The sequence below is a fragment of the Janthinobacterium sp. ROICE36 genome (assembly GCF_002869965.1).
In the GTDB taxonomy this organism is placed as follows: domain Bacteria; phylum Pseudomonadota; class Gammaproteobacteria; order Burkholderiales; family Burkholderiaceae_D; genus Janthinobacterium.
The window spans coordinates 89,922-108,412 of sequence record NZ_PEBS01000009.1; the positions used below are offsets into that span (position 1 = coordinate 89,922).

The following is an 18,491-nucleotide window of genomic DNA, read 5'->3' on the forward strand; positions in this document are numbered from 1 at the left end:
AGGCACACGAAAAGAAGGATGCTTCATGGTGCGAGCACGTTCGTTGGCCGGCATGGTTGCCGGCCCGTTTTCCCCGCATGTTGGCAACATCACCCTGCGGCCGCTGGTCGCTGCCGCACATTCGGCATTGCTGACGACAGCACTGGGGAGCGTTGCGGTCGTGGCAGCGCAGGCGCCGGCCACGCGCGCTGAAACCAGCTTGAGCGAAATCAAGGTGCTGGGCCAGCAAGACAAAGCATCGACCGAGCACACGGGTTCCTATACGGCAAAACAGATGGGCACGGCCACGCGCATGGGCCTGTCTACCCGCGAAACGCCGCAATCGCTCTCGGTCGCGACGCGCCAGCGCATGGATGACATGGGCTTGAACAGCCTGGCAGAGGTGCTGGCATGCGCTGGCCAATCTGATGGCGCGCTACCAGATCAGCCCGAAACTGTCGGCCGGCCTGAATGTCAACAAGCTGTTCGACAAGACGTATTTCCGCCGCCTGGGCTTCTATAACGACGGCTATTACGGCGAACCGCGCAACCTGGCGCTGAACCTGCATTCCCAGTACTGATGCACCGATGCCGGCCGCTTTTCCATTCACATAAAAAGATAAGGGATACACCATGCACATCACTTCCATCGCTCGCCTCGGCGCCCTTGCCACCGCCCTGCTGGGCGCGGCCCTCGCTTCTGGCTCGGCCATCGCGCACCAGATCTGGCTGCAGCAGGACGGCAAGGCGGCCAGCGTGTATTTCGGCGAATTCGGCGACAACTTGCGCGAAGCGTCGCCCGGCCTGCTGGACAAGTTCAGCATCGAGCGCGTGACGTGGATTTCGCCATCCGGCAGCAAGCCACTGCAGGCGAGCAAGACGGCCGGCGCGTACATCCTGAATGGCAAGGCGGGCGCCGGCGAAAGCATCATCGTCGAGGAAGACAACTACCCGTCATGGGAAGAAAAAAAAGATGGCAAGAGCACGCGCACCGTGTGGGTCCCGGCCGCGCGCCTGATCGCCGACGGCAAGGCGCAAACACCCGCGCTGACGCTGGACCTGGTGCCGACCGGCAAACCCGGCCAATTCCAGGTCAGCTATCAGGGCAAGCCGCTGGCGCAGGCCAAGGTCAACGCCGTGGTGCAATCGGGCTGGGGCAAGGAAGCGTGGAGCGATGCGCAAGGCCTGGTCAGCTTCCCGCTGCCATGGAAGGGAAGCTATGTACTGGAAGTGCAGCACACGGACAAGACGGCCGGCCAGCGTGGTGCGCAAGCCTATGACAAGGCCATGTTCGTGACCACCCTGAGCCTCGTGCAGCCGCAAGGCGTGACGCCGCTGCCGGCCGGCCCGGCCCTGCCACCGAGCAAGGATCACGACTGACCATGCCAGCGCACGCGAACAGTGAAACCACTGAAAAAATGGCCCGTCTGCGCCTCTCAGCAGGCGCGCTCTACCGCCTCGGCGTGGCGTCGCGCAGCGTGGCGGCCATCGTTGGCGGCTACGTGCTGGCAGCGCTGCTCACCATGCTGCTGTCGGTGAGCCTGCCCTTGGCACGTTCCGAAGCCGTCATGACGGCCACCCTGTTGTCGTTTGCCATCTACACCTGCGCCGTGATGTGGGTCTTCGCCACGCGCAGCGCCCTGCGCGCCTGGCTGGGCCTGTTGATCCCCGCCGCCGTCATCGCCGCCATCCTGCAGTGGATGGACGCACTATCCTGGAGTCTCGCATGAAAGAAGGTTTCCGCCAGTCGATGGCATGGCTACACACCTGGTCAGGCCTGCTCGTCTGCTGGATCTTGCTGCTGGTGTTTTGCGCCGGCACGGCCAGCTACTACCGCAATGAAATCACCCTGTGGATGCAACCCGAACTGCATGGCGCCGCCGCCAGCAAGGTGACGACGGACGAAGCGGTTAAGGTCGCGCAACAGGCGATGCAGGAGCGGGCCAAGGGCGCCACGCGCTGGTTCATCAGCCTGCCCGGCGAGCGCAATCCCGCCACGCAACTGGGCTGGAGCAAGCCGTCGCAACCGGGCGAAAAGAAACGCGGCCGGCGCGGCAACTTCCATAGCGAAGCAGCCGACCCGGCCACGGGCGAGGTGCTATCGAAGCCGCGCGAAACGCGGGGCGGCGAATTCCTCTACCGCCTGCATTTCGACCTGCATTACATGCCGGCCATCTGGGCCCGCTGGATCGTGGGTTTTTGCGCCATGTTCATGTTCGTCTCCATCATCAGCGGCATCGTCACGCACAAGCGCATCTTCAAGGACCTGTTTACCTTCCGGCCAAAGAAGGGCCAGCGCTCGTGGCTCGACGCGCACAACGTGACGGCCGTGCTGGCCCTGCCCTACCACATCATGATCACCTACACGGGCCTGGTCACCTTGATGTTCCTGTACATGCCGTCCGGCGCCACTGCCGCCTACAAGGGCGACCAGGATGCCTTCTTCGCTGAAGCGTTTCCCGGCCGCTCGGGCGACAGCAAGCCGGCCGGCGTGGCCGCGCCGCTGACGCCACTGGCGCCCCTCGTGCGCCAGGCCGAGCAGCAATGGGGCGGCAAGGTCGAGCGCATCTCCGTGAATCACCCGGGCGACGCCCACGCCACCGTGACGCTGTCGCGCACGTCCGGACGCGACATGTCGTCGAAGCAGCCATCGATGGAATTCGATGGCGTCAGCGGCAAGCTGCTGTCGACCGATGGCGACGCACTGCCCGGCGCTGCCGCCACGCATGGCGTGATGGTCGGCCTGCACATCGCGCACTTCGGAGGGCCGCTGCTGCGCGCGCTGTTCTTCCTGTCCGGTCTGGCCGGCTGCGCCATGGTGGCCACGGGCGCCCTGCTGTGGGCCGTCAAGACGCGCCAGAAGCAAGCCAAGGCGCTGGCCGCCGGCAAGCGCGCCAGCTTCGGCCTGCGCCTGGTGGAAGCGCTCAATATCGGCGCCATCGCCGGCATCCCGATCGCCTTCGGCGCCTATTTCTGGGCCAACCGCCTGCTATCGGTGACGATGGAAGACCGGCCGAAGGAAGAAATCGCCTGCTTCTTCGGTGCCTGGGCCCTGGCCGCCCTCATCGCCCAGCTGCGCCCCTCGCGCGCCATGTGGCGCATGCAACTGGCCGTCGGCGCCTTCCTGCTGGCGTCCCTGCCCGTGCTGAACGTCGTCACCACCGAGTCGCACCTGGGCGTGACCCTGTTCCTGGGCCGCGGCCCCGTGGCGGTGGCCGCTTTCGACCTGGTGGTGCTGGTGCTGGGCCTGGGCCTGGCGTATGCCGCGTGCAAGTTAAAACCGCTGCCCGTGAAGGCAGCCAAAACCACACCCGCCGCCAAGCCGGCGACGACGATGGAGGCCGCGTGATGGAGCTGATGGCCAATTTCCTCGTCTTTGCCCTGTGCTATGCGGGCCTGTCGTCGCTGTGCCTGGCCATGGACCGCCACTACGCGGACCTGCATGGACGCGGCGCCGAATCGCCCGCACCCCTGCGCCGTCGCCTGCAGTGGGGCGGCTGGCTGGCGCTGGCGGCCGCCCTGGCCTGGGCCATGCACATCGCCGGCGGCGGCTATGGCCTGGTCTACTGGGTCGGCAGCCTGACGGGCTGCGGCTTGCTGCTGATCTGGCTGCTGCCCTACGCGCCCCACGAGGCCATGCGCCTGGCGCGCGTCATCGGCGGCGCGGCCGTGCTGGCAGCCCTCGCGCTGGCAGTGCTGTAGCTACCGTGGCCATGCCAGGCAGTCCGTTCGCACCCTCCCCCCTGCTGCCCACGCAGCTGGAAAGCCATTACCGCACGCATCACGGCTGGCTGGCGCACTGGCTGCAGCGGCGCCTGGGCAATGCTGCCGAAGCGGCCGACCTGATGCAGGACACTTTCATCCGCCTGCTGGCCGGTGCCCCCGCACAGCCGCAAACGCCAGCCCTGCGCGCGCCCAAGGCTTACCTGGCCACCGTCGCCAAGCATTTGCTGATCAATCATTTGCGCCGCCAGTCGCTGGAACGCGCATGGCTGGACGCGCTGGCAGCCCTGCCCGAACAGCATGTACCATCGACCGAACAGCGCGCGCAAATCCTGCAAGCGTTGCAAGCGGTCGACGCCATGCTCGACGGCCTGAAACCGAAGGTGCGCGCCGTCTTCATCCTGGCGCAGATCGAAGGCCATGCGTATGCCGACATCGCCGCGCAACTGGGCATCGGCGAGCGCTCCGTGAAGCGCTACATGGCCGAGGCGCTGACCGAATGCGTGCTGCTGGCGCCGGACTTGCCGGCATGAGCGCCGCTGCTGCGCCATCTCCTCCGCTGTCGCGCAAGGTGGCGCGCCAGGCCGTGGAATGGTATTTGCTGGAGCAGTCGGGCCGCGCCACACCGGATGACCTGGCGGCGTCGGCCCAGTGGCGTGCGCTCGACCCGGAACACGCGCGCGCCTGGCACAAGGTACAGCAAGTGAGCAAGACGGCCGGCCTGCTGCCGCCCTCGCTGGCCGTGCCCGTACTGCGCCGGCCGCAACGCCGCGTGGCCATGCAGGTGCTGCTGGCGCTGATGGCGGCGCCCGCCGCCTGGCTGCTGGTGCGCCACGAGATGCTGGCCGACTACCGCAGCGGCGTGGGCGAACGGCGCGAGGTGTCCTTGCCCGATGGCGGCACGCTGGTGCTCAACACAGACAGCGCCGTCGATGTGGCGTATGACGCCGATGAACGTTTGCTGACGCTGCGTCGCGGCGAAGTACTGATACAGACGCGCCCCGACCACGCGGGCAGCCGCCCCTTCATCGTCGCCACCTGCCATGGCCGCATCCGCGCGCTGGGCACGCGCTTCACCGTACGCGTCGACGACGACAGCAGCCGCGTGACGGTGCTCGAACACGCGGTGGAAATCACGCCGCGCGCACCGTCGGCCACCGTGCGCACGGTGGCAACGGGCCAGCAAAGCCGCTTCGACGCCAGCCACGCCGGCCTGCCCATGCCTGCGCCGCTGCAAGCCGATGCGTGGGCGCGCGGCATGCTGACGGCGCAGGACATGCGCCTCGATGCCTTCGCTGCCGAATTGTCACGCTACCGCCCCGGCCTGCTGCGCGTGGAAGCGCAAGTGGCGGGCTTGCGCCTGACGGGCGCCTTCCAGCTCGACGACACGGACGCCGTGCTGGCAAACCTGACGCACATGCTGCCCGTCGATGTGCTGTACCGCAGCCAATACTGGGTCACCCTCGCGGCCCGAAAAAAATAGTTTACAAAAGTGGCCCTTTTTTTCGGCATGGCCTGTCCTATGAGTACTACAACGACACTCACCAAAAAGGCCAGACCATGTATCCACCTCGTTTGACTCCCCTCGCGCGCGCCATCGGCAGCGCTGTGATCCTGCTGGCACAGGCGCCGGCCATGGCGGCAGAACTGCCCACCGCGCCGCCCGCCGCGCAAACGGCCTTCAACGTGCCGGCTGGCGAGCTGTCCGCCGCCATCGCCAGCTTTGCCATCGAGGCGAAGGTGAGCGTGGGCGCGGCGGCCGAACTGCTGCAGGGCGTGCGCACGCCAGGTTTGAGCGGCAGCTACACGGTGCCGCAGGCACTGGCCCGTTTGCTGGCCGGCACGGGCCTCGATGCGCTGCCCAGCGGGGAACGCAACTACGTGCTGCGCAAGGCGGTCGCCGCATCGCCTGCCGCGCCGATTACCGCCACCCTGGGCGAAGTGGCCGTCAGTTCCAGCGCACTGCGCGACGGCACCACGGAAGGCAAGCGTGGCTACGCGGGCCTGACCAGCGCCACACGCTTGAACCTGTCGCTGCGCGAAACGCCGCAAGCCGTCAGCGTCATCACGCGCCAGCAGATCGACGACCAGGGTTTGCGCACGTTGCAAGACGCGCTGCTGCAGGCACCCGGCATCACGGTCGACCATTCGTCGAGCACGCGCGAATACGACCAGGTGTTTTCACGGGGATTTGAAGTAACGTCATACATGTTCGATGGCATCCCGACCAGCAAGAATCTGGAAGCGCGCACCTACGACATGGCCATCTACGACCGCGTCGAGATCATCCGCGGCGCGACGGGCCTGATCAGCGGCACGGGCAGCCCGTCGGCGGCCGTCAACCTGGTGCGCAAGCGTCCGGGCCGCAGCTTTGCCGCCACCGCCGGCGCGCAGCTGGGATCATGGGACCGCTACCGCATCGAAGGCGATCTCTCGACGCCCTTGACGGCGGACGGCAAGGTGCGCGCGCGCCTCGTCGCCGCGCATGAAGACCAGCGCTCGTTCATCGACCGCTACCAGCAAAAAAAAGACGTGCTGTACGCCATCGTCGAAGCGGACCTGACGCCATCGACAGTGCTCAGCGCCGGCATCAACTACCAGAAGGAAAAGCTGAAAGGCGCGGGCCGCGACTTCCCCATGTTCTATGCCGACGGCTCGCAGACCCGCTTCCCCCGCTCGATGAACGGCACGGCCGCCTGGAGCACGTACGAGCGCGAACAGAGCATGCTGTTCGCCACGCTCGACCATTATTTCGACAACGACTGGATCGCCAAGCTGGCCGTCAGCCGCAGCAGCAACCGGTACGACGCCTTGCAGGGCTTTTCCGGCAACGGTTACCCGGACCGCGTGACGGGCGGCGGCATGCAGCTGTGGCTGGCCAACTGGCACAGCAAGCCGCAACAGACCTCGCTTGACGCCTATATCAGCGGCCCGTTCCAGGCCTTCGGCCGCAAGCACGAACTGGTGCTGGGCGTGAGCGCCTCTGAACTCAAGACAAATAGCCCCATCTATCCGGGCTGGCGCCTCGATGGCTACCACGACACGGTGCCCGACATCAACCACTGGAATGGCGATATGCCGGTGCCCGACTACAGTGGCACGCGCCTGGGCAGTTCCTACGACAAGGAACGCGAAAGCGGCCTGTATTCGACCCTGCGCCTGCGCCCGACGGACGCGCTGTCGGTGATCCTCGGCGCGCGCCTATCGTACTGGAAGCGCGACATCCGCAGCGATTATGCCAACGACACGGACCTGTACGACGCCATGCGCGAAAACGGCAAGATCACGCCGTATGCAGGCCTCGTCTACGACCTGGGCCGGCACTGGTCGGCCTACGCCAGCTACACCAGCATCTTCACGCCGCAAAGCCAGCGCGACGTCAACAGCCGCTTCCTGGCGCCGCTGGAAGGCAAGAACTACGAAGTGGGCGCGAAGGGCGAATTCTTCGACGGCAAGCTTACCACCAGCGCCGCAGTCTTCCAGCTAAAACAGGAGAACCTGGCCGAAGCCGACCCGGGCAATGTCTGGATCATCGGCACGGGCGGCGGTTCCTACGCCTACCATACGGTCAAGGGCGCCACCACGCGCGGCGTCGAAGCGGAAGTATCGGGCCAGCTGCGTCCCGACTGGCAACTGACGGCCAGCTATGCCTATAGCCGCATCCGCAACGCCGCTGGCGCGCGCATCCAGACCAGCCAGCCGCAGGCCATGGCCAAGCTGTGGACCACCTGGCGCCTGGCGCAGGGCATGCCTGGCCTGGTGCTGGGCGGCGGCGTGAACTGGCAGAGCGATATCTACATGGATGACCGCGGACCGCATGGCGAACGCTTCACGCAGAAGGCGTATGCGGTGGCCGGGCTGATGGCGCAGTACCCGGTCAGTGCGCAACTGGTGGCGACCCTGAACGTGAATAACGTCTTCGACAAGAGGTACTATTCGACGGGCATGGGCGGCTACTACGGCGATCCGCGCAACGTCATGCTGTCGCTGCGCTATCAGTTCTGAATGACTTCACTACTTTTGAGCAGCACCTCGATGCCCTCGGGCGCCATGGCACGGCCCAGGTAGTAGCCAAACGCCTCGTCGCAACCCATCTCGGCCAGCAGTTCCAGCTGCTCGCCGCTTTCCACGCCGCCGGCGATGGTACGCAGTCCGAGCGTGCGCGCCATCGCCACGATGGCGCGCACCATGGCGCTGTCGCCACCGGGCTTGCCCAGGTCGTCGACGAAGCACTTTTCGATCTTCACGGCATCCGTGGGAAAGTGTTTCAGGTAATTGAGCGAAGCATCGCCCGTGCCGAAATTGCTGATGGCAATCGCCATGCCCAGCTGACGGAACTGGCGCAATATCAGTTCGCAGTTCTGGCTGCGGTCGATCAGGATGCCGGCGGCGATTTCCAGCTCGATGCAGTGGCCCGGCACGCCGGCCGCCTCCAACGCGGCGGCAAAATTGCGCGCGATATCGCGCTGGTAGAACTGGCGCGCCGACAGGCTGACGGACACCGTCAGCATCTGCCCCTGCGCGATCCAGCTGCGCGCCTGTTCCACCGCCGTGGCCAGCACCCAGGCGCCCACCGGCAGGATCAGCGCGCTTTCCTCCAGCACCGGCAAAAAATCGAGCGGCATCATCAGACCCAGTTCCGGGTGCTTCCAGCGCAGCAGCGCCTTTACGCCCGTGATCCTGCGCGTCTTCAGGTCCATGCGCGGCTGGTAGAAGAGGGCGAATTCGTTGCGTTCGAGCGCATGGCGCAGGGCCGTCTCGAGGATGGTGCGCGAATACGACTGCGTCTGCATGCGCGCGGCGTAGCGCAAACAAGTGCCCGGCGCGTGGCGCTTGGCCGCATACATGGCCAGGTCGGCCTTTTCGATCAGCGCATTGACGTCGTCGTCATCGTCCGGGTACAGGGCCACGCCCACGCTGGCCGCCACCGACAGGCTGTATTCGCCGATAACGAAGGGGGCGGCGATGGCGGCGACGATTTTTTCGGCCACCCGCTCGGCATCGTGCGCCGTGCGCAGTTCCGTCAGCAGGATGATGAATTCATCGCCGCCCTGGCGCGCCACAGTATCGACCTTGCGCACGCACTGCTGCACCCGGCGCGCGAACTCCGTCAGCACCTGGTCGCCCACGTCGTGCCCCAGGCTGTCGTTGATGGATTTGAAGCGGTCGATGTCGACGAACAGCACGGCCAGCAAGCCCTGGTGGCGGCGCGCGTAGGCGATGCCGTGCTCGAAGCGGATCTGGAAGTGCAGCCGGTTCGGCAGCCCCGTCAGGCCATCGTGGTGGGCGATGAATTCCAGCTGCTGCTCGGCGCGCCGGCGCGCCGATACATCGTGCAGCAGCAGCACCGCACCGCCCTGCGCCAGCGGCGCGCAGCTGTACTGCACGTCGATGCGCTTACCGTCGAGATGGCGCAGCAGCACGGCGCCGCGCGCCACCTCCAGCACTTCCTGCCGCGCCACGCAGTCGCGCACCTGGTGCGCCGCATCGATGGGCGTGCCGTCATGGAACAGCGGCAACAGCTGCGTCACGGGCCGGCCCAGAGCAGCGTCACCCAGCAAGCCACCCATGGCGCTGGCGCGGGGATTCAGGTACTGCACCACGCCATCGTGGTCGGTGCCGATGACGGCCGCCGGCAAGGCATGCAGCAGCGCCAGCGCATCTGCCATATGCTGCGCCTGCGCCGCCTGCGGCACCACGCCGCCCGCCTGGCGCAGGCGCCACATGCGCGCCGCATGCCACTGGCAGGCCAGCAGCACGCTGAGCACCATGGCCAAGGTCAGGCACAGCGCCAGCAGCAGCGCCGTCATGCGTCAGCCTGCAGACGGAAAGTGAAGAACATGGTTTTCCTTTGCAACGCGCGCCATGCGGCCGGGCCCACATCCATGCGGAAAGGAAATAGTATAAGAATTTCGCCGGACTTTTTGCCTGATCGGGCGCCGCTTGACTGGCATCAAGCGGCGCGGGGCAAGCCTGCGTCAGGTCAGCGACAGTCTCCGGGCCGGCGCGGCCACGCCGGGCACGGCGTGCAGCTTGAAGATGCTGACGGCGTCTGCCAGGCTGGCTGCCTGCTGCTGCAGTGCATCTGCGGCGGCTGCGGCCTGCTCCACCAGCGCCGCATTCTGCTGCGTCACGCCATCCATCGTGCGCCCCGCCTGGCCGGCCAGCACGCGGCCCTCTTCCACCGTGCGCACGGATTCGCCGATCAGCTGCTTGATTTCCACGGCCGCATTCAGGGCCAGGATAATCGTCTGGAAGACAATGCCGTCGATGACGGCGATGACGTCGACGTCCTCCGTGCGCGAAGACAGGTCCAGGTTGCCGCTCATCGCCTTCAAGGCACGCAGCAGGTCGCCGATTTCATCGCGATCGCTGTCGGCCAGCATGGCGATGCTGGCGCTGCGGTGCGCGGTGTCGGCGTGCGCGCCGTCATATTTTTGCAGCGCCGCCAGGTAGCTCACGCCCGGCGCAGCGCGCGCCGTGAAAAACCAAGCGGCGCTTTCGCTAGAGAAACACTTTCAACATACAAACAAAAAATTACACGGGTAGCTTGACTGTCTGTCCATATTGCCGGGCTCGCAGCATAGTCGGGCCGGCAATCTTGTTGGCAGCCCTAGCGCGCCGCCGCAGCCGCGCCCGCGAACTCTTCGCGCAGCAGCGGGTATAAACGCCGGTAGCGCGCCAGCCGCTCGTCCAGCATGGCGGACGCCTGCGGCGCGATCGTTTCCTGCACGGGCGGGCGCGTGCACACCTGCGCGGGCGACAAGCCTGTCACCGCCATCTGCGCCAGGCGCGCCGCACCGAGGGTGCCGCCAGCCACGCCGTGGTCGTGCCGCAGCACGTTCAAGCCGGAGGCATTTGCGCACAGCTGCGCCCAGAAACGGCTACGCGAGCCACCGCCCACGAACGACGCTTCGCGCAACTGCGTACCGGCGCTGCGCAGGGCCGCATTGCCGTCAGCCATGGCAAAGGCCACGCCTTCCATCACGCTGTAGGCCAGTTCCGCGCGCCCGTGTTCCGTCGACAAGCCGAAAAATACCCCGCGCGCCGTGGCATCGTTATGCGGAGTACGCTCGCCGCTCAGGTAGGGCAAAAAGATGGGCGCCGTACGCGCTTCGACGTTTTCCGCCAGCGATACCAATGCGCCGATGTCGCTAGCTTGCGTCAGTTGCGCCACCCAGGCGAGGCTGGACGCGGCGCTGAGGATCACGCTCATCTGGTGCCAGCGCTCGGGCAGGCAATGGCAGAATGCATGCACGCCCTGGCCCGGATTGGGCGCGAAGCCATCGCTGCCGGCGAACAGCACGCCCGAAGTCCCCAGCGACAGCAGGCCGGCGCCCGCTTCCACCACGCCCAGGCCCACGGCGGCAGCGGCATTATCGCCCGCGCCCCCGGCCAGCACGACCGGGTGCGCGATACCCCATTCCTGGCACAGGGCCGGGCGCACCTGCGCGGCGATGGCGCTACCTTCGACCAGGCGCGGCATGTGTTCGCGCGTCAAACCGGTGGCCGCCAGCATGCGTTCGGACCAGTCGCGTTTGGCCACGTCCAGCCACAGGGTGCCGGAAGCGTCGGACATGTCGGAAACGTACTCGCCCGTCAGGCGCAGGGCCACGTAATCCTTGGGCAGCAAGACCTTGGCCGTGGCGCGGAACAGCGATGGCTCGTACTTTTGCAGCCACAACAACTTGGGTGCCGTGAAACCCGGCATGGCCTGGTTGCCCGTGATGGCGCGCGACTCCGGCACCAGCGCCTCAAGTTCCACGCATTCGGCAAACGCGCGCGTGTCATTCCACAGGATGGCCGCGCGCAGCACGTGCTGCTGCTTGTCGAGCAGGGTGGCGCCATGCATCTGGCCCGACAGCGCGATGCCGCGCAAGCCGGAAAACGCCAGCGGCTGCGCGGCCCGGATGGCGGCGATGACGTCCAGCGTGGCGTGCCACCAGTCTTCGGGATTCTGTTCCGACCAGCCGGGATGGGCACTGGAGACGCGCAGGGTCACGCCGGCGCTGGCGAGGATGGCTTGGGCGTCATCGGTGAGGATGGCCTTGACTTCGGAAGTGCCGATATCGATACCGAGATATGTCACGATGGTTCCATAAAAAAAGTAAAAACGGGCGGTCAGGAAAACGACTCCGGCATATTCATGTGCAGGCAGGAGCGGAATTTCGACGGCGACATCTGCTTGTGGGCCAGGAACTGGCGGTTGAAATTGGAGAGATTGTTAAAGCCGGTGCGGTAGCAGATATCGGTGACCTTCATGTCCGTGTTCATCAGCAGCTCGCAAGCGAGCGCGATGCGTTCCTGGTTGACGTAATGGATGAAGGAGGTGCCCGTGTGCTTGCGGAAGAAACGCGTAAATTTCAGCGTATTCATCTCCGCCACGTCGGCCACGTCCTGCTCGCAGAAATCCAGGGTGATGTTCTGCTTGATGTAGGCGAGCACCAGGTTGATGGTCGAGGACATGTAGCGTCCCGCCTGCGCCAGGTAGGTGACGCTGGCCAGCGGGCGCCGTTCGCGGCAGTCGCACAGGTCGCCGAACAGGCGCGCGAACAGTTCCACCCGGCGCGGCCCCTGCGCCGTCGTCAGCTCCTGCAGCAGCGGCGCCAGGCGCAAGCCCAGCGCATCGGGAAACTGCAAGCCCCTGCCCGCTTCGCCCAGCAGGGTCTTCAGCGGCGCCATTTCCGGGAACAGCAACGCGCAGCGCTCAACGAAGTCGCTGGAAAACTGCAACACCAGGTCGCGCGCCGGCAAGGTCACGCCCTCGGCCAGTTCGCTGACCCAGTTGTGCGGCAAATTCGGCCCCGTCAGCACCAGGTTGCCCGGCGCATAACTGCCGATATGGTCGCCGACAAAAAATTTTCCCGTCGATGTGGTGATGATGTGCAGCTCGTACTCCGGGTGAAAATGCCATTTCGCCACGACATGCGGATAGCCGTGCGCCCACGCGCGAAATGATTCGTGTATCGGTTTGTGGATCAGTTCCAGGTCAGGCGTCACGGCAGTTCCCTTGCACGGTCTCGGCGGTTCTTATTCTAACCACTTACCGCCAGAGCCAGTTCGGTCTCGGCGTCGAACAGATGCATGTGTTCTTCGTCGAAGGCCAGCGCCAGGGTCTGGCCTACCTGCGCCACGCTGTTGGCCGCGTTCGCCGGCAGCAGGGCCGCCAGGCTCAAGGCGCCGCACTGGAAGCTGATCAGCGCTTCCGCGCCCAGCAGCTCGACCAGGTCGATCACGCACGCCAGGCCATGCGTGCCTGGCTGCGCCTCCGGCAACGCCGCGCGCAAGTGGTTCGGACGCAGGCCGAAGACCACGCGCGTGCCCGCCTGCAGCGCCGCGTAGCGGGAGGAAACCAATGGCCAGCGATAACCCGCGCACACAAGCACCGTTTGGCCGCCCTCGATCTCGACGACGCCATCGATGAAGTTCATGGCCGGCGTGCCGATGAAGCCGGCCGCGAACAAGGTGCGCGGATGGTTGTACAGTTCCGCCGGCGTGCCGATCTGCTCAATATGCCCGCCCTTCATCAGCACCACCCGGTCGGCCAGCGTCATCGCTTCGAGCTGGTCATGCGTCACGTACAAAGTAGTCGTGCGCAGGCGACGGTGCAATCGCTTGATGTCGGCGCGCAGCTGCGCGCGCAGCTTGGCGTCCAGGTTCGACAGCGGTTCGTCGAACAGGAATACCTGCGGTGTCTTGATCATGGCGCGCGCGATGGCCGTGCGCTGCTGCTGGCCGCCCGACATGGCGCGCGGCTTGCGCTCAAGCAGGCTGTCCAGGCTGAGGATGGCCGCCACCTCGCGCACGCGGCGCTCGATCTCGTCGTTCGGCACCTTCAGGCGGCGCAGGCCGAAGGCGATATTGTCGTACACCGTCATGTGCGGGTACAGCGCGTAGTTCTGGAAGACCATCGCCACATTGCGCGCGCGCGGCGGCAAGTCGTTGACGACGGCCCCGCCGATCAGCAACTCGCCGCCGCTGATGTCTTCCAGTCCTGCGATCATGCGCAGCAGAGTGGATTTGCCGCAGCCCGATGGCCCCAGCAGGACGATGAATTCACCGTCGTCTATCTCCAGGTCGAACGGCTGCAGCACCGCCGTCTTCTGGTCGTAAGTCTTGTGCAGCTGCCTGCAGGCGATATTTGCCATGATTATTCCCCTGCCAGTTCAATTTGGATCTTGACGTCGCGCGGATGGCCCTTGGCCGCTTCCTCGAACGCCCGCACGCCATCGGCGAAGTCGAAGGTGCGCGATATGAAGGGTTTCACGTCGATCTTGCCCGAGGCCAGCAAGGCGATAGCGCGCGGGAAGATGTTCGCGTAGCGGAAAACCGACTCGATGCGCACTTCCTTGGCCTGGATGGCAACGATATCGAAAGGGACGTTCTCGGGTGGCATGCCGACCAGCACCAGGCAGCCGTTCGGGCATAGCAGGTCGATGATGTTGTCGTAGGCGCGCATGCTGCCGCTGGCCTCAAAAACGATGTCGGCGTCCCAGCCATCCGTCAGTTCGCGCACGGTGTCGGCCAGGCTGGCGTGGCGCACGTCGACCGTGGTCACGGCTGGATTGCCGGCGAACAGCGCCAGTTTTTCCGGCACCAGGTCGGCCAGGATCACGCGCGAGCAGCCGCCCGCCAGTGCGGCCAGCGCATTCATGGCGCCGATGGTGCCGGCGCCGATCACCACCGCCACGTCGCCCGGCTTGATAGCCGCCTTCTTCGCCGCCTGCAAGCCGATGGCCAGCGGCTCGACGATGGCGCCTTCGCCGAAGCTGACGTTATCGGGCAGTTTGAAGGTGAACGAGGCCGGGTGCACGACATACGGCGTGAGGCAGCCGTGGATGGGCGGCGTGGCCCAGAAGCGCACGGCCGGATCGAGGTTGTACAGGCCGCGCATGGTGGCCGGCGAATCGAACTGCGGCACGCCTGGCTCCATGCAGACGCGGTCGCCGACCTTCAGGTGCATCACCTCATCTCCCACTTCCGCCACCACGCCGGACGCTTCGTGACCGAGCACCATCGGCGCTTCGACAGCGAAGTGACCGATCTTGCCGTGCTTGAAATAGTGCACATCGCTGCCGCAGATACCCACCGTGTGGATCTTGATTTTCACGTCGCGCGGGCCGACGGCGAGTGGCACGTCGATGTCGCGCAAGGTGATGGAATGCGCTTGTTCCAGTACGAGTGCTTGCATGATAGTCTACCTTATTTATGTTTAAGCATGGAGTTGAGCAGGCGTCCCAGGATGCCGACGAACAGCAGCGGCGGCAGGGCCAGCAGCACGGTGGAGGCGTTCACCACACCCCACGGCACTTCCTGGCCCATCGAAGTAAAGGCCGACGCCACCACGGGCAGGGTCATGCTTTTCGACGAGGTGAGCGCCAGCGCGATCATCAGTTCATTCCAGACCAGCACGAAGCTGAAGACGATGCCGCCCATCAGGGTTTTCGAGGCCACCGGCAGGGCCACGTGCCAGAACACCTGGTAAGGGCCCTAGCCATCGAGCGCGGCCGCTTCCTCGATCTCCTTCGGGATGCGCGCAAAGGCGGGAATCGACAGCCAGATGATGGTTGACAGGGTCACCAGCAGATACGTCACCACCATCGACAGGCGCGAGTCGTACAGGCCCAGGTCAATCCAGATCGAGATCAATGGAATGGCGACGGCCACGGGCGGCAAAAAACGCAAGGACAGCAGGAAGAACTGGATATCCTTCTTGGCCGGAATCGGATAGCGGGCGATCGCATACGCGGCCGGCACGCCCAGCACGGCGCCCAGCAACACCGCCACGCCGACGATGGCCACGCTGTTGCCCAATCCCGTCAGCACTTCCGGGCTGGCCAGCACCTGCTGGTAGTTGGCCAGTGTCGGGCTGAAGAAAATGCGCGGCACGGGCGTGACGATGTCCATCAGCTCCTTGAAGGAATTGAGCACGGCCCACAGGATGGGGAACAGTGCCACCAGGACAATGACGGTGGTAATGGCGGTGGTGGCGGCATGGTCGACGCCGCGCCGAACAGTTAATTTTCCCATTTGGCGACCCGTTTCCAAAGTAAGGTGAAGATGACAGTCGTGGCCAGCATCATCAGCACGGCCATGCTGGATGCGTACGACACCTTGCCCATCAGGCCGATGCCTTGCGCATACGCATACATGTCCAGGGTTTCCGTGGAAATGCCGGGGCCACCCTTGGTCATCACGTAAATCAGGTCGAAAGAGCGCAGCGACTCAACCATTTTGATGAACACGAGGCTCATGATGGGCACCTTCAGCATCGGCAGCGCGATGTAGGCATACACCTGTATCGTGCTGGCGTAGTCGAGGCGCGCCGCTTCCAGCGGTTCGGCTGGCAGGGTTTCCAGCAGCTTCAGGATGACGGCGCCGAAGAACAGGCCCCACTGCCAGATGTCGACCAAGGCCACTGCGTACAGGGCTGTGGCGGGATCGGACAACAAGGCCGTGCCGCCCAGGCCCACACATTCGAGCATCCAGTTGAGGATGCCCATCAGTGGCGAATACATGAACTTCCAGATGAAGGCTGCCGACACGCGCGGCAGCAGCACGGGCACGATCAGCAGCAGCGCGAGAAGATCGCGCGTGCGGCCCTTGACCTTCTCGAACAGGAACACGGCCAGCAGCACGCCGACGAGCAGCGAGCCGGCCACGGTAACCACCTCCCAGATGGCCGACACTTGCACGGCATTGATGAAGCGGCGGTCGCCGAACAGGCGGATAAAGTTGGCAAAGCCGACGTAGTCGCTGTCGCTGTAGCGCAGCACGCGGTTTTGCAGGGCCAGGTTGATGGCGGCGATGCTGGTCACCAGGCCCAGTATCAGCAGGACCAGCAGCGGCAGCGTCAGGAACACGGCCGGCAGCCAGGTGTGGCGTTTCTTGCGGATGGTATGCGGCATAAGGGAGACTCTCGCAACGGACTGTCAGGCACAGGGGAGCTGGCCGCCACCCTGGCGGGCGGCGACCAAACGGCATGCGGACTACTTTCTTTTCTGTGCCCGTTGCATCACTTCGGTGGCGTACTCGTTGGCTTCGTCGAGCGCGCCCTGCACGTCGCCGCGCGTGCCCGTAAACACCTCTTCCAGCACGACGCCCAGGTTGTCGCCGATGTCCGGCCATTCCGGGCTAGGCCAGATGGTGACGCGCGAGACGGGCGTGGTGTCCGTCAGGCCCGCCTGGATCTGCGGCTTGACGTGCTTGCGGAAGTAGTCGCTGTTGATGGTGCTGCTGCGGTTGTAGTCGCTGAAGACATTGTCCTTCAGGCGCGCCTGCTCCTGTTCCTTGCCCGTGGCCCAGGCGATGAACTTGCCAGCCGCCTGGCGCGTGCATTCATCCTTGGCGCCCGTGGCGGAAATGGCCAGGCCGTGGCCGTAGGCGGCCGACGCCAGCGGCGCGGGCGGCCGCACATAGCCGACCTTGTCGACCACCGAGGATTTTTTCGGGTCTTCCATCCAGTCGGCAAATGGCGTCGACTCGATCATGAAGGCCACCTTGCCCGACCTGAACGCTTCGAGCGCATTGCTCCAGTCGTAGGTGGCGCCGCCCGGCGGCGAGTACTTGAACAGGTCGCGGTACAGGGTGGTGGCCTTGACGGCCTGCGGCGAATTGAAGGTCGGTACACCATCCTTTTCCCATTTGCCGCCAGCGGCCAGCATGAACGGCGCCCAGCGCCAGACGTTCATGCCCGAGCCGCGCTGGCCGCGCGCCGCCCAGCCATACACATTCGGCGGATTATTCAGTTTCTTGACGGCGGCGACCAGTTCGTCGAGCGTCTTCGGCACGCCGATGCCGGCCTTTTCCAGCAGGTCGCGGCGGTAGAACAGGAAATCGCTGCCGCCGATCAGGGGCGCGAAATACGCCACGCCCTTGTACGAGGCGACAGCGCGGCGGCCCGGCAGGAAGTCGTCGTAGTCAGCCTCCTTGGGCAGATATTTGAGGAGGGGGACGACCCAGCCGGCCGTGGCAAATTCGGCCACGTTGGCTTCGTCGATGTAATAGATCTGGTAGGAACCGGCCTTGGTGGAAGCGTCGAGGCGGGCCTTGGAGCGGCGGTCGTTCTCGCCGAAATAGCTGATTTGCACCTTGGTGCCGCTTTTCTTTTCATACTCGGCCAGAGTCTTTTCCATCACCGTCAGGCCCAGGCTCTTTTGCGCCAGCACCTTGAGGACGGGCACCGAGCAGCTTTGCGCCGAGGCGTCGGCAATCCCGGCGGACATGAGGGCACCCCATGCAACAGCAGTCATGATTTTCATAACACGTCTCCATTTTTATAGTCCGGTGGTCTTCCACCGGTAAGCAAACTATAAAAACAAAGACCGCGCATCACCACTACAAAAGGCGCGGCTTTCTAAATACTTTTTTTCAGCCATCCCTCGCCTGCAGGCGGATTGCCAAGAGCCAGGATGTCCTATTTCGTCCGAGGATTCACACTTCAAACAAGATATCCTGCTGCAACGCCTGTGTTCGAACCAACAACTCTGGCCCAGGATTTCCCCTTTTAACCAGTGCCATCACTGTGCTACGCGATGGTTGACCTAGCAGGGTGTTGAAAAAGGACCCCAGTCCTTCGGATTTTGTCGCCAGACATGCGAATTTTTCGGGCTGGAAGCCGCATTTTGCCTAAAAAGCAGTTTTCAGCCACTTTTCAGGCCGTTTTTTGACATTTTTTAGCGCTTTCCGTACTCTATGGACGGAGTTATCCAACCACCGCCGATAAACGCCAGCCAAAGATCGTCGCCATGCGCGTCAGGTTGTAAGCGGCGAAAGTGAACGTGGTTTGT

General features: G+C 64.8%; 15 protein-coding genes and 2 pseudogenes. 8 read left to right on the forward strand and 9 right to left on the reverse strand.

Features of this window, described 5'->3' with window-relative positions:
- The first annotated feature begins 407 nt into the window (after window positions 1-407).
- The 8 genes from CSZ94_RS27545 to CSZ94_RS06010 all read left to right on the forward strand — a co-directional run bounded on the left by CSZ94_RS27545 (window position 408) and on the right by CSZ94_RS06010 (window position 7,707).
- A complete protein-coding gene (locus CSZ94_RS27545) occupies window positions 408-560 on the forward strand; it encodes a TonB-dependent receptor (protein ID WP_146009745.1) in 153 nt (50 codons plus the stop codon).
- 52 nt (window positions 561-612) lie between these two features.
- Window positions 613-1,359: a DUF4198 domain-containing protein gene (locus CSZ94_RS05980; RefSeq protein ID WP_102120666.1), complete on the forward strand. Its 747-nt coding sequence runs from the start codon at window positions 613-615 to the stop codon at window positions 1,357-1,359.
- 38 nt (window positions 1,360-1,397) lie between these two features.
- On the forward strand, window positions 1,398-1,709 hold the full coding sequence (locus CSZ94_RS05985) for a DUF3649 domain-containing protein (RefSeq protein WP_102120684.1): 312 nt from the start codon (window positions 1,398-1,400) through the stop codon (window positions 1,707-1,709).
- A complete protein-coding gene (locus CSZ94_RS05990; protein ID WP_102120667.1) occupies window positions 1,706-3,328 on the forward strand; it encodes a PepSY-associated TM helix domain-containing protein in 1,623 nt (540 codons plus the stop codon). Before CSZ94_RS05985 ends, CSZ94_RS05990 begins: the two co-directional genes overlap by 4 nt.
- A complete protein-coding gene (locus CSZ94_RS05995; RefSeq protein WP_258000803.1) occupies window positions 3,328-3,681 on the forward strand; it encodes a DUF3325 domain-containing protein in 354 nt (117 codons plus the stop codon). Before CSZ94_RS05990 ends, CSZ94_RS05995 begins: the two co-directional genes overlap by 1 nt.
- An 11-nt stretch (window positions 3,682-3,692) precedes the next feature.
- Window positions 3,693-4,235: a sigma-70 family RNA polymerase sigma factor gene (locus CSZ94_RS06000; RefSeq protein ID WP_102120668.1), complete on the forward strand. Its 543-nt coding sequence runs from the start codon at window positions 3,693-3,695 to the stop codon at window positions 4,233-4,235.
- On the forward strand, window positions 4,232-5,185 hold the full coding sequence (locus tag CSZ94_RS06005) for a FecR domain-containing protein (protein ID WP_102120669.1): 954 nt from the start codon (window positions 4,232-4,234) through the stop codon (window positions 5,183-5,185). Before CSZ94_RS06000 ends, CSZ94_RS06005 begins: the two co-directional genes overlap by 4 nt.
- 77 nt (window positions 5,186-5,262) lie before the next feature.
- Window positions 5,263-7,707: a TonB-dependent siderophore receptor gene (locus tag CSZ94_RS06010; protein WP_102120670.1), complete on the forward strand. Its 2,445-nt coding sequence runs from the start codon at window positions 5,263-5,265 to the stop codon at window positions 7,705-7,707.
- Here the strand turns inward: CSZ94_RS06010 and CSZ94_RS06015 are convergent.
- The 9 genes and pseudogenes from CSZ94_RS06015 to CSZ94_RS06055 all read right to left on the reverse strand — a co-directional run bounded on the left by CSZ94_RS06015 (window position 7,698) and on the right by CSZ94_RS06055 (window position 17,954).
- On the reverse strand, window positions 7,698-9,512 hold the full coding sequence (locus tag CSZ94_RS06015; protein WP_102120671.1) for a putative bifunctional diguanylate cyclase/phosphodiesterase: 1,815 nt from the start codon (window positions 9,510-9,512) through the stop codon (window positions 7,698-7,700). The genes CSZ94_RS06010 and CSZ94_RS06015 overlap by 10 nt on opposite strands.
- A 168-nt stretch (window positions 9,513-9,680) precedes the next feature.
- The gene (locus CSZ94_RS06020) at window positions 9,681-10,163 is read right to left on the reverse strand and encodes a hypothetical protein (RefSeq protein ID WP_374703561.1); all 483 of its coding nucleotides are present in this window, start codon (window positions 10,161-10,163) and stop codon (window positions 9,681-9,683) included.
- Between the two features lie 152 nt (window positions 10,164-10,315).
- Window positions 10,316-11,791, reverse strand: a complete 1,476-nt coding sequence (xylB, locus tag CSZ94_RS06025; RefSeq protein WP_102120672.1) for a xylulokinase — start codon at window positions 11,789-11,791, stop codon at window positions 10,316-10,318.
- 32 nt (window positions 11,792-11,823) lie between these two features.
- Complete coding sequence (locus CSZ94_RS06030) at window positions 11,824-12,702, reverse strand: AraC family transcriptional regulator (protein WP_102120673.1); 879 nt, start codon at window positions 12,700-12,702, stop codon at window positions 11,824-11,826.
- A 62-nt stretch (window positions 12,703-12,764) separates the two neighbouring features.
- A pseudogene (locus CSZ94_RS06035) lies at window positions 12,765-13,850 on the reverse strand (ABC transporter ATP-binding protein); the annotation flags it as partial.
- A gap of 2 nt (window positions 13,851-13,852) precedes the next feature.
- Window positions 13,853-14,893, reverse strand: a complete 1,041-nt coding sequence (locus CSZ94_RS06040; protein WP_102120675.1) for an NAD(P)-dependent alcohol dehydrogenase — start codon at window positions 14,891-14,893, stop codon at window positions 13,853-13,855.
- A gap of 11 nt (window positions 14,894-14,904) precedes the next feature.
- Window positions 14,905-15,732: pseudogene (locus tag CSZ94_RS06045) on the reverse strand (carbohydrate ABC transporter permease).
- Window positions 15,720-16,610 carry a carbohydrate ABC transporter permease gene (locus CSZ94_RS06050; protein ID WP_102120676.1) on the reverse strand — a complete coding sequence of 297 codons (891 nt, stop codon included), beginning with the start codon at window positions 16,608-16,610 and terminating at the stop codon, window positions 15,720-15,722. Before CSZ94_RS06050 ends, CSZ94_RS06045 begins: the two are co-directional and overlap by 13 nt.
- Before the next feature lie 81 nt (window positions 16,611-16,691).
- Window positions 16,692-17,954 (reverse strand): ABC transporter substrate-binding protein, encoded by a 1,263-nt coding sequence (locus CSZ94_RS06055; RefSeq protein WP_258000801.1) that lies wholly within the window; start codon window positions 17,952-17,954, stop codon window positions 16,692-16,694.
- Window positions 17,955-18,491 lie beyond the last annotated feature (537 nt).

Excerpts from the sequence above, each read along its gene's own strand:
- CSZ94_RS27545 (WP_146009745.1), top strand. The coding sequence starts at position 408 with ATGGCGCGCTACCAGATCAGCCCGAAACTGTCGGCCGGCCTGAATGTC.
- CSZ94_RS05980 (WP_102120666.1), top strand. The coding sequence starts at position 613 with ATGCACATCACTTCCATCGCTCGCCTCGGCGCCCTTGCCACCGCCCTG.
- CSZ94_RS05985 (WP_102120684.1), top strand. The coding sequence starts at position 1,398 with ATGGCCCGTCTGCGCCTCTCAGCAGGCGCGCTCTACCGCCTCGGCGTG.
- CSZ94_RS05990 (WP_102120667.1), top strand. The coding sequence starts at position 1,706 with ATGAAAGAAGGTTTCCGCCAGTCGATGGCATGGCTACACACCTGGTCA.
- CSZ94_RS05995 (WP_258000803.1), top strand. The coding sequence starts at position 3,328 with ATGGAGCTGATGGCCAATTTCCTCGTCTTTGCCCTGTGCTATGCGGGC.
- CSZ94_RS06000 (WP_102120668.1), top strand. The coding sequence starts at position 3,693 with ATGCCAGGCAGTCCGTTCGCACCCTCCCCCCTGCTGCCCACGCAGCTG.
- CSZ94_RS06005 (WP_102120669.1), top strand. The coding sequence starts at position 4,232 with ATGAGCGCCGCTGCTGCGCCATCTCCTCCGCTGTCGCGCAAGGTGGCG.
- CSZ94_RS06010 (WP_102120670.1), top strand. The coding sequence starts at position 5,263 with ATGTATCCACCTCGTTTGACTCCCCTCGCGCGCGCCATCGGCAGCGCT.
- CSZ94_RS06015 (WP_102120671.1), bottom strand. The coding sequence starts at position 9,512 with ATGACGGCGCTGCTGCTGGCGCTGTGCCTGACCTTGGCCATGGTGCTC.
- CSZ94_RS06040 (WP_102120675.1), bottom strand. The coding sequence starts at position 14,893 with ATGCAAGCACTCGTACTGGAACAAGCGCATTCCATCACCTTGCGCGAC.
- CSZ94_RS06050 (WP_102120676.1), bottom strand. The coding sequence starts at position 16,610 with ATGCCGCATACCATCCGCAAGAAACGCCACACCTGGCTGCCGGCCGTG.
- CSZ94_RS06055 (WP_258000801.1), bottom strand. The coding sequence starts at position 17,954 with ATGACTGCTGTTGCATGGGGTGCCCTCATGTCCGCCGGGATTGCCGAC.